The 12,112-nt window shown below is 71.4% G+C and carries 14 protein-coding genes and 3 pseudogenes; 2 read left to right on the top strand and 15 right to left on the bottom strand.

Translation table 11 applies throughout. From position 1 onward, the window contains the following. Positions 1 to 138 precede the first annotated feature (138 nt). Positions 139 to 666 (bottom strand): prepilin peptidase, encoded by a 528-nt coding sequence (locus ACEXOX_RS30590; RefSeq protein ID WP_406524307.1) that lies wholly within the window; start codon positions 664 to 666, stop codon positions 139 to 141. 371 nt (positions 667 to 1,037) lie between these two features. Between ACEXOX_RS30590 and ACEXOX_RS30585 the strand changes: the two are divergent. After that, positions 1,038 to 1,351, top strand: a pseudogene (locus ACEXOX_RS30585) (DUF192 domain-containing protein). Between the two features lie 387 nt (positions 1,352 to 1,738). Here ACEXOX_RS30585 and ACEXOX_RS30580 read toward each other — a convergent pair. The 3 genes and pseudogenes from ACEXOX_RS30580 to ACEXOX_RS30570 form a co-directional block, all read right to left on the bottom strand. Beyond that, on the bottom strand, positions 1,739 to 1,927 hold the full coding sequence (locus ACEXOX_RS30580) for a DUF397 domain-containing protein (RefSeq protein ID WP_406526515.1): 189 nt from the start codon (positions 1,925 to 1,927) through the stop codon (positions 1,739 to 1,741). Between the two features lie 9 nt (positions 1,928 to 1,936). Continuing rightward, positions 1,937 to 2,095, bottom strand: a pseudogene (locus tag ACEXOX_RS30575) (DUF397 domain-containing protein); the annotation flags it as partial. A 42-nt stretch (positions 2,096 to 2,137) separates the two neighbouring features. Beyond that, positions 2,138 to 2,950: a helix-turn-helix domain-containing protein gene (locus ACEXOX_RS30570; RefSeq protein WP_406524306.1), complete on the bottom strand. Its 813-nt coding sequence runs from the start codon at positions 2,948 to 2,950 to the stop codon at positions 2,138 to 2,140. Between the two features lie 10 nt (positions 2,951 to 2,960). Between ACEXOX_RS30570 and ACEXOX_RS30565 the strand changes: the two genes are divergently transcribed. Next, entirely contained in the window at positions 2,961 to 3,092 is a 132-nt protein-coding gene (locus ACEXOX_RS30565; protein ID WP_406524305.1) for a hypothetical protein, read from the top strand. Positions 3,093 to 3,101: 9 nt separating this feature from the next. On the opposite strand, the gene ACEXOX_RS30560 is transcribed toward ACEXOX_RS30565, so the two are convergent. From ACEXOX_RS30560 to ACEXOX_RS30510, 11 genes and pseudogenes are all read right to left on the bottom strand, one after another. Then, positions 3,102 to 4,334 (bottom strand): Cmx/CmrA family chloramphenicol efflux MFS transporter, encoded by a 1,233-nt coding sequence (locus tag ACEXOX_RS30560; protein ID WP_406524304.1) that lies wholly within the window; start codon positions 4,332 to 4,334, stop codon positions 3,102 to 3,104. Between the two features lie 105 nt (positions 4,335 to 4,439). Then, positions 4,440 to 5,021, bottom strand: coding sequence for a TetR/AcrR family transcriptional regulator (locus tag ACEXOX_RS30555; protein WP_406524303.1), 582 nt, complete (start codon positions 5,019 to 5,021; stop codon positions 4,440 to 4,442). Between the two features lie 105 nt (positions 5,022 to 5,126). Then, complete coding sequence (locus ACEXOX_RS30550) at positions 5,127 to 5,756, bottom strand: OmpA family protein (RefSeq protein WP_406524302.1); 630 nt, start codon at positions 5,754 to 5,756, stop codon at positions 5,127 to 5,129. Between the two features lie 3 nt (positions 5,757 to 5,759). Further along, the gene (locus tag ACEXOX_RS30545) at positions 5,760 to 6,341 is read right to left on the bottom strand and encodes a hypothetical protein (protein ID WP_406524301.1); all 582 of its coding nucleotides are present in this window, start codon (positions 6,339 to 6,341) and stop codon (positions 5,760 to 5,762) included. A 133-nt stretch (positions 6,342 to 6,474) separates the two neighbouring features. After that, the gene (locus ACEXOX_RS30540; protein WP_406524300.1) at positions 6,475 to 7,029 is read right to left on the bottom strand and encodes a pilus assembly protein TadG-related protein; all 555 of its coding nucleotides are present in this window, start codon (positions 7,027 to 7,029) and stop codon (positions 6,475 to 6,477) included. 65 nt (positions 7,030 to 7,094) lie between these two features. Beyond that, positions 7,095 to 7,265, bottom strand: coding sequence for a membrane protein (locus ACEXOX_RS30535; protein ID WP_030020674.1), 171 nt, complete (start codon positions 7,263 to 7,265; stop codon positions 7,095 to 7,097). A gap of 703 nt (positions 7,266 to 7,968) precedes the next feature. Next, a pseudogene (locus tag ACEXOX_RS30530) lies at positions 7,969 to 8,870 on the bottom strand (DUF5936 domain-containing protein). A 56-nt stretch (positions 8,871 to 8,926) separates the two neighbouring features. Beyond that, positions 8,927 to 9,871, bottom strand: coding sequence for a type II secretion system F family protein (locus ACEXOX_RS30525; RefSeq protein WP_406524299.1), 945 nt, complete (start codon positions 9,869 to 9,871; stop codon positions 8,927 to 8,929). A 51-nt stretch (positions 9,872 to 9,922) separates the two neighbouring features. Further along, the gene (locus tag ACEXOX_RS30520) at positions 9,923 to 11,260 is read right to left on the bottom strand and encodes a CpaF family protein (protein WP_406524298.1); all 1,338 of its coding nucleotides are present in this window, start codon (positions 11,258 to 11,260) and stop codon (positions 9,923 to 9,925) included. After that, positions 11,257 to 11,682, bottom strand: a complete 426-nt coding sequence (locus ACEXOX_RS30515; protein WP_406524297.1) for a TadE/TadG family type IV pilus assembly protein — start codon at positions 11,680 to 11,682, stop codon at positions 11,257 to 11,259. The genes ACEXOX_RS30520 and ACEXOX_RS30515 overlap by 4 nt, the downstream gene beginning before the upstream one ends. Then, positions 11,679 to 12,095, bottom strand: coding sequence for a TadE/TadG family type IV pilus assembly protein (locus tag ACEXOX_RS30510; RefSeq protein WP_406526514.1), 417 nt, complete (start codon positions 12,093 to 12,095; stop codon positions 11,679 to 11,681). The genes ACEXOX_RS30515 and ACEXOX_RS30510 overlap by 4 nt, the downstream gene beginning before the upstream one ends. Between the last annotated feature and the right edge of the window lie 17 nt (positions 12,096 to 12,112).

Genomic DNA, 12,112 nt, shown 5'->3' with positions numbered 1-12,112 from the left:
CGAGATCCGTACCCGGGCACAAAAAGCGGGCCGGTCCGTGGGGGGATACGGACCGGCCCGAGGGGGGGTTTCCACCATAACCCCGAAGAGGGGGTGCTCAGTGCAACTTCAGGCGGAACGGCGCGCCCGGTTTCTGGATCAAGGCGCCGCCGCGGCCCCGAGAAGCACCCCGAGCAGCGCCCCGATGATCATGAAAGGGCCGTACGGCATGGCCGGTTCAGGCCCATCATCACGGGCTTCCGCGCCCCTGGCGCGCCGCAGCAGCAAGCCGCACCCGTAGAGCGCGCCGAGCAGCAACCCCAGGAACGCGCCAGTGATCAGAATTGCCCAGCCGTACCACCCAAGAGTGACCCCCAGCCCGATCGCCAACTTGACGTCACCGAGCCCCATTCCCGCTGGATTGACCAAATATAGTACGAAATAAAATCCCCCAAGCCCCAGCCCTCCGAGCAGCGCCCCACCCCACACACCCGCCCCTCCCCCACTCAGCGCGACAAGCCCCAGCAGAAGCACGGCACCGGCCGCCAGCGGCAGGGTCAGCACATCGGGCAGCCGCCGCACCCGCCAGTCCACGACGGCGAGCAGCACCGCCACAGGGGCGGCCGCGAGCCAGACCACCAGCTCGGGCCGCGCGCCGGTGGCCCCGGCGAGCAGCGCGCCGGCCAACGCACCGACCAGGGCAGTCCCCACCGCCCCAGGCCCATACGGCCCGCACGCGCGACAACGCCCCAGCCCCACCCACCCCCGCAGAGGCCCAGCGACCGGCCGCCCACACGGGCAGCGGTCCCGCCACCTCTCCCCCGGCTCGACAGCCAGCCGATACGCGGGCCGCGGCACGAGCAACCCCACCGCGCCCCCGTACCCGGCAGCGAGAACCATCAGCATCACAGCCACCCGGTCGACCCTAAGCTGATAAAACGCTCCTCATGCCCCGCTGGCAGAACGGATCAGGAACGCTCCGCTTCGCACAGACCGACGCCGGAGAAACGACGCGCACGCAAGAAGCACCCCTCGAAACGGCTGCGCCGTCCGCCCCCATGACCGCCCTGGCCATCCCCCTGGAGATCGCCGCCTCCTACCGCGCCCGCACCCGCGGCCTGCTGGGCCGCGACGCCCTCGAAGGCGCCCTGCTGCTGACCCCGGCCGGCTCGGTACACACCTTCCGCATGCGCTTCCCCATCGACGTCGCGTACCTCACCCGCGACCTCACCGTCCTGGCCGTACGCACCATGAGGCCGGGGCGCCTCGGCCTCCCCGCCTCCGCGCCCGCCACGTACTGGAGGCGGAGGCCGGCGCGATGGCCCGCTGGGGCCTGCTTCCCGGCACCCGCCTCACGATCGACACCCCCTGACCCTCCAGGCCACCCTTCACCCGCCCGACAGTTCGGCACCGCCCGGACGCCGCATCAGCTGGTGGCTCGTCTCCCTGCCGCGGGCCGGCCTCTCCCAGGGCAGGAGCAGGCAGGCAGGCCCGCGCGATGCGCTTCCAGCTGATCGCGTGTGAGCGGTGCGAAAACGACCATAGGGCACATACCCGCATATGTACTATCTTCCAGCCCCAACCCACCTCGCTTCCCCCCGCAATTACCCCTTCCAGGCGCCACCCCCACCCCCCAACCCCGGAAACAACGCCCTCCCCCGTCAACACGGACATGACCGCGCCACTCCGACCCGCGGGGCGCACCCGCCGGTACGCCGGTACGACGATGTGCCCACCGTCCGTGCCGGCCACCGCGGCCTCACCGGCCGATCACGTCACTCCGCACGGACCGCACCAGCCCACCAAGCACGACGGGACTGACGGTGACGACCACGAAGGGATCGTCACTCTCCCGAAGAAGCACCGCATCTTCCAGGCCCACGGCCAGCTCAAGGCAGTTGTCGCCTTCACTGCTGTAGGTCGACTTCTGCCAGACGAGGGAGGACAGGTACGCACCTCACTTCCCCGCCGCACCGGTCCACACAAAGCGGATAAAGCGCATCAGCGCCGCCGGATTGGTTGCCACCTGCACCAGAGGCTCCTCACTCTCGCGGATGAGCACCGCCTCACCGGACGGCGCCGCTACTTCGACGCAGTTGCTCGCGTTGCCGCTGTACGAAGACTTCTGTCAGTTGGGTATGGACACGTTCTCGTCCTCTCAGAGGTCGTTGACGATGGTGTGGATGACGTCACGCGAAGCGGACTCGCCGAGCGCCATGCCCTCGAAGCGCCGCATAAGCGTGCGGTATCTGTCCAGTTGGGCATCGGCGTACTCGAACACCGCCCCGTGCTCGGTGTCGAGTTGCACCGTATCCAGCTGCGGCACCTGCCCCTCCGCGTAGGTCACCGTCTGCCCCGCACCCGGAAAGATCCCCGCCGAGAACGGAATCACCAGCACCGTGATCCGCTCCCGCTCGCTCATGGCGACGATGTGTTCGAGCTGCTTTCGCGTAAGGGAGTGCCCGCCGAACTCCATCCGCAACGCGGCCTCGTGAATGATTGCCGTGTACGGCACCGGAGAGTCCCGGTACAGGACCTCCTGCCGCTTGATCCGATGGGACACGAGATGCTCCACATGCGGCGGAGAGGGCTCGGGGACGTTCTGCAAGAAGGTCAGGCGAGCATAGTCAGCCGTCTGCAACAGGCCCGGCAGGTGCGAAACTTGCGCGGTGCGTACGGCAGTCGCATTGTGCTCCATCTCCGCGAGGTCGAGCAGGCCCGGAAGCAGCTTCTCCCGGTAGTCCTCCCACCAGCCACGCTTCCCACCGGCGGCCATGACGACAAGCGCCTCCACAAGTGCGGCGTCGGCACAACCGTAAGCTCGCGCCAGGGCTCGCACGCGCTGGGCACTCACACCGATGCGCGCCACTTCGATATTGCTGACTCGCGACTGCCCCAGCCCGGTCAAGGCGCCGGCCTCCGTGGCACTCAACCCGGCTCGCTCACGCAGCCCCGGCGTCGCTCGCGGCACCGTGCGACTCGTGCTGGACCGGTACTCGCTCGACGAGCTCCCAGTTCGTGGCGAGCTCCGAGGCCAGCAGTTGTGCGCGGTCCCCGAGCCGAACCGTCTCGGCGTGGACGGCAAGATCGTGTGGTGCGAGCTGTACCGCTGAACCCACCGCTCAGTCAGCCACCGTCAGCGCCTCCTGCCGGGCGTCCACCGCGTCCACCGCGTGCGGCGCCCGGTCCGTCGTCGTGCGGGCCTTCGCGCGGCGCTGGAGGGTCGCCGCCCAGAGCACGGCGCCCAGGGCCGCCGCGCCCACCGCCGCGCCCACCCAGGCCACCGACGTGAAGCCGAAGCCCGCGTCGATCGTCAGGCCGCCCAGCATCGGGGTGAGGGTGATGCCGACGTTGAAGGCGGAGGTGTTGACCGCGGGGGCCAGGGTCGGTGCGTCCGGGACGAGGGTGAAGACGCGGGACTGGACGACCGGGTTGGTGACGTAGCCGGTGAGGCCCAGGGCGAAGACGAGGGCGATGGTCACGGGCAGGTTCGCGGCCGTCAGGGCGAGCAGCGCGGAGGCCACGGCCAGTCCGCCGACGCCGAGGAAGAGGGTGCGGAGCGGGTGGCGGTCGGCAGTGCGGCCGCCGAGGGTCACGCCGAGGAGGCCGCCGATCCCGTACAGCGCGAGGACGGCCGGCACCAGGCTCTCCGGCAGGCCGCTCACCTCGGTCAGCAGGGGTGCGAGGTAGCTGGAGGTGACGATGGCGGCGCCGAAGCTCAGGGTGGTGACGAGGTAGGAGACCCACAGGGCGGGCTTGGTCATGGCCTTGAGTTCGCGGCGTACGGAGGGGAGTTCGCCCTGGTCCGGGCGGCCGGCGGGCAGTGCGGCCAGCAGGGAGGCCAGGCTGACGGCGGTCAGGGCGACCACGGCCCAGAAGGCCGCGCGCCACCCGGCGTGCTGGCTCAGGACCGTGCCGGCCGGTACGCCGACGATCGTGGCGAGGGTGAGCCCGGTGCCGACGACCGACAGCGCCTTGCCCTTGGCGTCGGCGGGCACCAGGCTCACCGCCGCCGCGGCGGCCACCGCCCAGAAGCCCGCGTACGCGAAGGCGCTGACGACCCGCGTCGCGAACAGCACTCCGTATCCCGGGGCCAGGGCGCCGACCACGTGCCCGGTTACGAAGACGAGCTGGAAGGCGATCAGCGCGGTGCGGCGCGGTATGCGCAGGGTGGCGATGGCGAGGGCGGGTGCGCCCACCACCATGCCGATGGCGAACGCGGACACCAGCATTCCGGCGTCGGGGATGGAGACGCCGAGGTCGGCGGCCACGTTGGGCAGCAGTCCGGCGAGCATGAACTCGGAGGTTCCCTGGGCGAAGATTCCGAGCCCGAGGAGGTAGACGGACAGGGGCATGAGGTGCGTACTCCCGAACGGTAGGTAGGGATGAGCGGTTATGTATTGGTCAGTCCAAAACGGAGCCAAGGAAAGCGCCCCGGTCGGGGCGCGTGGGGCGGCACGTCACAGCGCCGCCATGAAGCCCTCCACGACTCCTTCGAGCGCCGCCCGGCCGACCCCGCAGCGCGCCGACACCCGCAGGCCGCCGACGGCCGCGATGACCAGGTGGGCGAGGGCGCGCGCGTCCTTGCCCGCGTCGATGTCGCCGTCCCGCTGCCCGGCCGCGATCGCGGCGCGGATCGCCTCCAGCCGCAGCCGGTAGTCCCGCGCCAGCTCGCCTGCGACCTCCTCGTCGCGGGCCGCGATCTCGATGGCGGTGTTCACGACCAGACACCCGCGCCGGGTCTCCTCGCTGTCGCACTCCTCGTCCACGACGCGCCGCAGGTGCGTACGGATCTTCTCCCGCACCGGCAGATCGCTCTCCAGCAGCGCGAACAGCTCGCCGTTCCGTTCCGTCATGAAACGGTCCAGCGCCCGCCCGAAGAGGTCGTGCTTGCTCTTGAACGTGTTGTAGATGCTGCTGCGCCCGAGGCCGGTCGCCTCGCACAGGTCCTGCGTGGACGTGGCTTCGTAGCCGGCGGTCCGGAACGCGTCCATCGCGGCACCGACCGCCCGCTCCTCGTCGAACTTCCTGGGACGGGCCATGGGGAAGACGCTACATGTATTGGATCGATCAGTTCAATACCTGCCGGGCCTGCCGTGGCACGCCGGAAGCCGTCGGCCGGTGGCCGATGTCGCGCCACCGGGCCCCTACTGCCCCGTCCGCGGAAAGCTCACCTCGACCCGACGGTTCTTCTTGCGGCCGTCCTCCGTGGCGTTGTCGGCGATCGGGTACTGCTCTCCGTAACCCCGGATCTGGAAGGTGACCGACGCGCCGAGGCCGTCGGCCAGTTCGCGCTGGACCGCGTTGGCGCGTTCCTTGGAGAGGACCAGGCCGTGCGCGTCCGAGCCCAGGTTGTCGGTGAAGCCGAAGACGCGCAGGTTGGTGGCGTGCTGCTTTTTGATCTCGGTGGCGATGGTGGTGATGCGGGACAGCGCGTCGGGGGAGAGTTCGGCGCTGTCCTTGGCGAAGAGGACTTCGGCCTGGAGGGCGAAGGTCACGTTGGAGTTGGTGTCCTGCCGCCGCTCGGCGCCGTCGTCGGTCTCGACGATGGACTTGATGTTGAGCACCTTGGCGGGGGCGAGGGTGGCGCCCTGGACCATCCGGAGGTCGGGGTCCTTCGGGTCGATCTTCACCGGGGCGGTGGTGTCCTCGGAGACGCCGGGCGGGTCGTCGGCGTGGGCGGCCGGCGGGGACGGGGTGCAGGTGAGCAGGAGGGCGGCGGCCGCGGTGACGGCGGCGCGTGCCGTACGGGTTCCGGTCCCGGACGTGGTGGTCATGGGTCAGTCCGAGATCGAGACAGTGGCGGGCGGCATGGTCGGCAGCTGGAAGTCGACCTCGGTCACCTTCGCCGGCGGGGCCGGGAACTGCGCGAAGACGGGCCGGCTCTCGCCCGGTTTCAGGCCGCTCAGCCCGGTGGTGCACAGACACTCGCCCTCGGTGTCCCGCAGCACCAGGTAGCGCTTCTTGCCGGCCTTGTCGACCAGGGTGGCGCCGGAGACCGAGGAGCGGGAGCGCATGCCGGTCTCGTTGGAGCGCCAGTTGATCGCGTTGAAGATCTTGTCGCCGTTGTTGGTGACGGTGCCGCTGACCGTGACGAAGCCGCCGGTGTCCCGGACGGCGGAGTGCAGGGTGACGACCACCCCGTCCGCCCCTTTCACCTCGCCGATGGCCTGCTGGGAGTCGGCGGCCGGGGTGCCGCGCCCGGTGTCCTTCGGGGCGGAGGCCCGCGCGGACGGCTTGCCGTCGGCTGCGCCGCTGCCGCCTTCCTCCCCGCCGCAGCCGCCGACGACGAGAGCGAGGGCCGCGGCGATCGCCGCGGCGGCGACTCTCCTGGTGGCCTTCGAAGGGCGCCCAGTGTCCATGGATGCGATTCCCTCTGCTCGTCGTCGGCTGGTCATTCGGCAAGGCGTACGGAGAACAGGTCGGCGGCTTCGGGCAGGTCGCGGGGGTCGGCCGGATCGACGGTCCGCTCCTTGCCGTCCTCGCAGGTGAGGTTCACGGTCGGGGGACCGGGGGCGGGTCGTTGGTAGGCGGATCGCCGCCGGATGGGTCGTCGGTGGGCGGGTCGTCGGCGGGTGGATCGCTGCCGTCGCCCTGACCGGGCCCGTCGCCCTCCCCCGGTGCCGGTGTCGGCTCCGGCTCCGGCCCCGGTGTGCAGCGTGGTTCGACCACCGCCCTGGCCCGCGCCGAAGCGTGCCTGTTCTCGGTGCCGGGGATCACCGAACGGCCCACGGTCTTACGGGTGTCGGCCTCGACGGCGAACGACGTGGGGTACGACCCGGCCGTGCACGTCGCGTCGGCGTCGTTGCGGCCCGCGAACCACTGGGCACTGGCGCACGCCTCGGCCCCGGGGACGCCGCGGCCGCCCAGCAGGTCCTGCCAGGGCGCGCCCGTACGGATCGCGTCGAGGAGTTCCGTGCTCAGCTGGTCCCGGTACTTCTGCCCGGCGGCCAGCGCGGCCGCGTCGGCCGCGGTCTGCGCGGAGTTGCGCGTCGCGGCGGCCTGCCCGACCGCGAAGAACGCGAAGGCGAGCAGGAGCAGGCCGGCCACGGCCACGATGTAGAGGGGGAACGCCTGGCCGGCATCCCCGTTCCGGCGGCGGGAGGCCGCCCGGGTCAGATTCCCACGACCTCGGAGATCTTGTTGGAGATGGCCGTCGCGATCTGACTGCCGAAGTCCGTGGTCGACAGGACGAGCACGATCGCCACGACCACGGCGATGATGCCCAGGTACTCGATCGAGGTCTGTCCCCGGTCGTCGCCCTTTCCCCACAACCGCTTCGCCATCGTGTTCCCCTCCATGGGCGGCCGGGCCGCTCCGGTCCGGATGGTCTGCCCCCGTGGTGTCGCCCCGCGTGTACACGGCGTACGGCGCGGCACCGTACGGGCGAGAGCCGTACGGGCGCACACCGGACACGCGTACACCGGACGTGAGCACGCTACGCACACGCACGCTCGCGACACGAGAAAAGTACGCCGGAACACCGGTCCCGGAACAGGGCACCCGCCCGCTTTCCTTTCCCGTGGGGACGGGTTGAAGCGTCGGCCGGTGGCGGCGGGTGGCGGTATCGCCCGGTTCGGTCGGTAAGAGGGGTTTTACCGGTGCGGCCGAATCGCCCGATGTGGCTGGCTCGTTCGGCGCGACCGGCTCACCAGGAGTGGTCGGCTCATTCGGCGCGGCCGGATCGTCCGGTACGGCCGGACCCTCTGGTACGGCCGACTCCTCCGGTACGCCCGTCCCGTCCGACGGCATCCTTCCCACCCCCGCCCGTCCTCGCCGGCAGCGCCGTCGCCGCCCGTCCCGGTGTGCCCGGCGGTGCGGCCGGGGCCGGGGAACACATGGATGCCGACTGTGCCACATACCGTTGCGTACGCGAAGGGTGTTTGCCCAACAGGAGCCGTTTCGAGACGCGTAAGAGGGCGTGGCTGTACGGAAGTTGACCCGTACGCCGTACGAACCGCACGGACCGCCCGCCCCGCCCGGCGCGCGTCAGTCGCCCATCAGTGAGCCGAAGTCGGTGCCGGAGCCGAGGAAGAAGCCCGCGACGAGCAGGATCATCGTGGCGGGGACCATGAACGTGGTGACGACCATGGTCGCCTTGGGCACCGCCCGGGCCGCGCGGCGCCGGGCGTTCTGCGCGTCGGTGCGGCGCATGTCGTCGGCGATCTGGATGAGCGTGTCGACGATCGGCGAGCCGAGTTCCTCGCCCTGCTGGAGCGCGGTGACGAACTGGGCGACCTGCTCGGAGTCGTTGCGTCTGCGCAGTTCCTCGAACGCCTCGCGGCGGCTGACGCCCATGTCCAGCTGCCGCAGGGTGATGCGCAGTTCGTCGGCCCAGGGCCCTTCGTACTTGTCGGCGACCCGGTCCAGGGCCTGCCGGAAGCCCAGCCCGGCGCTGACCACGACGGCCAGGACGTCGAGGAAGTCGGGCAACGTGCGTTCGATGGTGTCCTTGCGTTGGCGAATCGCGGCCCAGATGCCGACCTCGTTCCAGAACAGGCCGAAGGCGACCAGGAGGAGGGCGAGCAGGTACTGGGAGCGCAGCAGCATGACGAGCGCGCCGCCGAAGCCGAGGAAGCCGTACACCGCGCGGCGGGCGGCGTAGCGGTCCACGGTCAGGCCGCCGGGGTTGCCCGCCCGATCGATCCGCCTGCGCACTTTGGCCACCCGCTTCTCGCCCATCAGGCGTAGGACGAGGGGCGCGTACCGCATGCCCGTCCGGTCCACCGCCGATCCGACTACGGTGGTACGGGTCGCACCGACCTCCAGGGCGACGGCGATGTCCGGGGGAGCCGGGCCTCGCGGCGGTAGAGGGCGACGCCGTAGCAGATGCCCGCGACGGAGAGGGCGAGCGCGAGGGCGAGGAGCAGCCCGGTCGTTCCGATTCCCATGGTGTTGTGCCTTCGAGGTGGGGGCCGGGGCGGGGGGCGGCGGCCGGCCGGGGCCGTCAGATGTCGATCTTGGAGATGCGGCGGATCACGAAGAACCCGGCGGCGTACAGCACGAAGGCGACGACCACCGCGGCCTGCCCCGGGAAGGTGGCCGTCATCCGGTCGATGGCCCCGGGCGCGATGCGGTTCATCAGCAGCAGCGTGCCCAGGCCGAGGAACGGCACGACGTACGCCGTGACGACGACCTGGGAGAGCTGGGTGCGCACCTCGCGCCGGGTCTCCTTGCGCTCCTCCAGGGTCTTGGTGAGGTTGCGCAGCGAGCCGACGACCGTGCCGCCCGCGCGGTTGGACAGCACCAGGGTGGTGACGAGCACGACGAGTTCGCGCGAGGGCAGGCGGTCGGCGAGCTCGTCCAGGGCCTCGTCGAGGGAGTGGCCGACGGCCAGCTTGTCGGAGACCTTGGCCAGTTCCTCCCCGGCGGGCGCCTCCAGTTCCTCGGCCGCCATCCCCAGGGCCGTCCGCAGCGCCAGCCCGGCCTGGGTGGCGTTGGCGAGGATGCGGGACAGCTCGGGCAGCTGGTTGATGAACCGCTCGATACGTTTCTGCCGCTGCCAGTTGAGGAAGGCGTACGCCGACCAGACGGCCGCCAGGGCCGCGATGGGGCCGAAGAAGGGCGCCAGTACCGCCTGCGCGACGATCCAGACCCCGGCGACCACGGCGAGCAGGCCGACGAAGAACTCGCCGGGGGTCACGTCCAGGCCGGTGGCGGCCAGCCGCCGTTCCAGGCCGCGCCCGAGCCGGGTGGCGCGCAGCCGGCGGTCGACGGCGGCGAAGCGGCGGCCGTGGCCGGGCCCGGTCAGGCCGTGGTCGTCGAAGAGCCGGTCGACGAGGGCCCGGTGCCGCTCGCGTCCGGTCGCGTACAGCCGCAGGCCCACGACGGCCAGCACCGCGCAGAGCAGGGTGACGCCGAGGGTGAGCAGGGCGATGTCGTCCAGGGGCATGGGCGCGGGTCCGTCCTCCGTGGGTGTGCCGCTACGAGGTGTGATGAGTGGTTACGTGGCTTCTCGGGTGGCGAGTCGGTCGTCGGCGGCCGCGACGCCGAAGGCCGGGGGGACGGGTTCGTCGGCGAGGTAGAGGCGTTCGGCGACGCGGCGCGGCAGCGGGTGGTAGCGGAACCGGCCGCGTACGGTGCGATCGGCGCCGCTCGGCTCGGCCACGAAGCGGCAGACGGTGGCGAGGCGGTAACCGGCGTGACCGTGCGAGTCGAGGATGGCGATCTCGCCGATGCGGCGGGAGCCGTCGGCGTGCCGGGTGATCTGGACGATGCAGTCCACGGCACTGTTGATCTGGTCGCGCAGCGCCTCGAAGGGCACTTTCACGTCGGACATGGAGGCGAGCGTCTGGAGGCGCATCAGGGCGTCCTCGGCGCTGTTGGCGTGCACGGTGGCGAGCGAACCGTCGTGGCCGGTGGACATCGCCTGGAGCATGTCGAGGGTCTCGCCGCCGCGGACCTCGCCGACGATGATGCGGTCGGGTCGCATGCGCAGGGAGTTGCGTACGAGGTCGCGGATGGTGATCCGGCCCTTGCCCTCCACGTTGGGCGGCCGGGACTCCAGCCGGATGACATGGGTCTGCTGGAGCTGGAGTTCGGCGGCGTCCTCGACGGTGATGATCCGCTCGCCCTCGGGGATGAGGCCGGACAGGGCGTTGAGCAGGGTGGTCTTGCCGGCGCCGGTGGGCCCGGAGACGACGACGTTGAACTTGGCCCGGACCAGCCCGGCGAGCAGCATCACCATCTGGTCGTCGAGCGTGCCCATGCCGATCAGTTCGGGCAGCGTGTAGGCGCGGGGGAAGCGGCGGATGGTGAGGGTGGCGCCGTTCAGGGCGAGCGGCGGGATGATGACGTTGACGCGCTCCCCGGAGGGCAGCCGCGCGTCGACCATCGGGTTGGACTCGTCCACCCGGCGGTTGACGGTGGAGACGATGCGTTCGATCGTCTGCATGAGCTGTTCGTGGGAGGCGAAGCGGACGGGGACCAGCTCCACCCGGCCGTGCCGCTCGACGTACACCTGGTCGGGCCCGTTGACCATGATCTCGGTGACCGAGGCGTCTTCGAGGAGCGGTTCCAGTACGCCGAGGCCGAGCGCCTCGTCCACCACGCGGCGGATGAGCTGGGCGCGTTCGGCGGTGGACAGGACCGGGCCCTCGCGGCTGATGATGTGGCCGAGGACGCGCTCCAGGCGGGTACGGCGCTCGGCCGCGGCGAGCGCCGACATCTCGGCGAGGTCGATCTCCTCCAGCAGCTTGGCGCGGTAGACCGCGACGAGGTGGCCGTCCTCCCGGCCCGCCGGAGGAGTCTCCGGCGCGGCGATACGGGCTTTGAGACTCATGGGGCGGTGCTTCCTCCGGGTTCGGCGGGCAGGGCCATGGCGGCGCGGCGGGTGGCGGACCCGAAGTCGACGCCGGGGACGACGGAGGGGATCTTGACCGTCGCGGTCGCCTCGACCTCGCCGCCGCCTTCGGACGCCTGGACGTCGGCGTCCGCGGCGACCCAGCCGCTCATGGCCGCCTTGCCCGCCGCCTCCGGGCTCGTCTTCCGGTCGGCCTCGTCGAGGGTGGCCGTACGGGCGGCGGCGCGCGCTCCCGTACCGGCCTGCTGGACGGCGTACGCGGCCAGGCCGAGCTGGACCACGGCGAGGGCGAGGACCAGCAGGATCGGCAGGAAGCCGAGGAATTCGACGGAGACCTGGCCGCGGTCGTCTCGCCAACGGCGCGGCCTTCGCCGTCCCCGGACGCACCCCGTCGTCGTCATGCTCCCTCCTCCTCCGCCGCGCCCGCCGTGCCCACGACGCGCCACGGGAAGTTCACCGCGCCGGGGAAGAGCAACGGCACCTGGAGGCCCACCCGGGCCTTCCACAGGCCGCCCTCGGGAGCGCACGAGATCTCGGCACCGCCCGCCCACGCGCCGGGCAGGTCCTTCCTGGCGGCCGCCTCGCACGCGTCCGGGCCGCCCGTCTCGGTCGCGGTGCCCGCCCGGGCGCCCTTGTCGGCCGAGTTGGCGGCGAGCGTGAACGTGTAGCCGACGAGCACGAACTGCCAGAGCAGGACGAGGACGGCCAGGATCAGCGGGGCCAGTCCGAGGAGTTCGACGGAGACCTGGCCGCGGTCGTCGGCCAATCGGGAGCGGCGCGTCCTTGGGCCGTCACCCAGCCGGAAGCGGCGCATCCCTCGGCCGTCACCCA

It is taken from the genome of Streptomyces sp. Ac-502 (assembly GCF_045222935.1).
GTDB lineage: Bacteria > Actinomycetota > Actinomycetes > Streptomycetales > Streptomycetaceae > Streptomyces > Streptomyces monomycini.
Note: the sequence above shows the minus strand (reverse complement) of the source record. Positions and strands in the feature narration are given on the sequence as shown.

Bases quoted from the DNA above. Each gene is read 5' to 3' on its own strand.
- ACEXOX_RS30560 (WP_406524304.1), bottom strand. From the start codon at position 4,334: ATGCCCCTGTCCGTCTACCTCCTCGGGCTCGGAATCTTCGCCCAGGGA.
- ACEXOX_RS30555 (WP_406524303.1), bottom strand. From the start codon at position 5,021: ATGGCCCGTCCCAGGAAGTTCGACGAGGAGCGGGCGGTCGGTGCCGCG.
- ACEXOX_RS30550 (WP_406524302.1), bottom strand. From the start codon at position 5,756: ATGACCACCACGTCCGGGACCGGAACCCGTACGGCACGCGCCGCCGTC.
- ACEXOX_RS30545 (WP_406524301.1), bottom strand. From the start codon at position 6,341: ATGGACACTGGGCGCCCTTCGAAGGCCACCAGGAGAGTCGCCGCCGCG.
- ACEXOX_RS30535 (WP_030020674.1), bottom strand. From the start codon at position 7,265: ATGGCGAAGCGGTTGTGGGGAAAGGGCGACGACCGGGGACAGACCTCG.
- ACEXOX_RS30525 (WP_406524299.1), bottom strand. From the start codon at position 9,871: ATGCCCCTGGACGACATCGCCCTGCTCACCCTCGGCGTCACCCTGCTC.
- ACEXOX_RS30520 (WP_406524298.1), bottom strand. From the start codon at position 11,260: ATGAGTCTCAAAGCCCGTATCGCCGCGCCGGAGACTCCTCCGGCGGGC.
- ACEXOX_RS30515 (WP_406524297.1), bottom strand. From the start codon at position 11,682: ATGACGACGACGGGGTGCGTCCGGGGACGGCGAAGGCCGCGCCGTTGG.
- ACEXOX_RS30510 (WP_406526514.1), bottom strand. From the start codon at position 12,095: ATGCGCCGCTTCCGGCTGGGTGACGGCCCAAGGACGCGCCGCTCCCGA.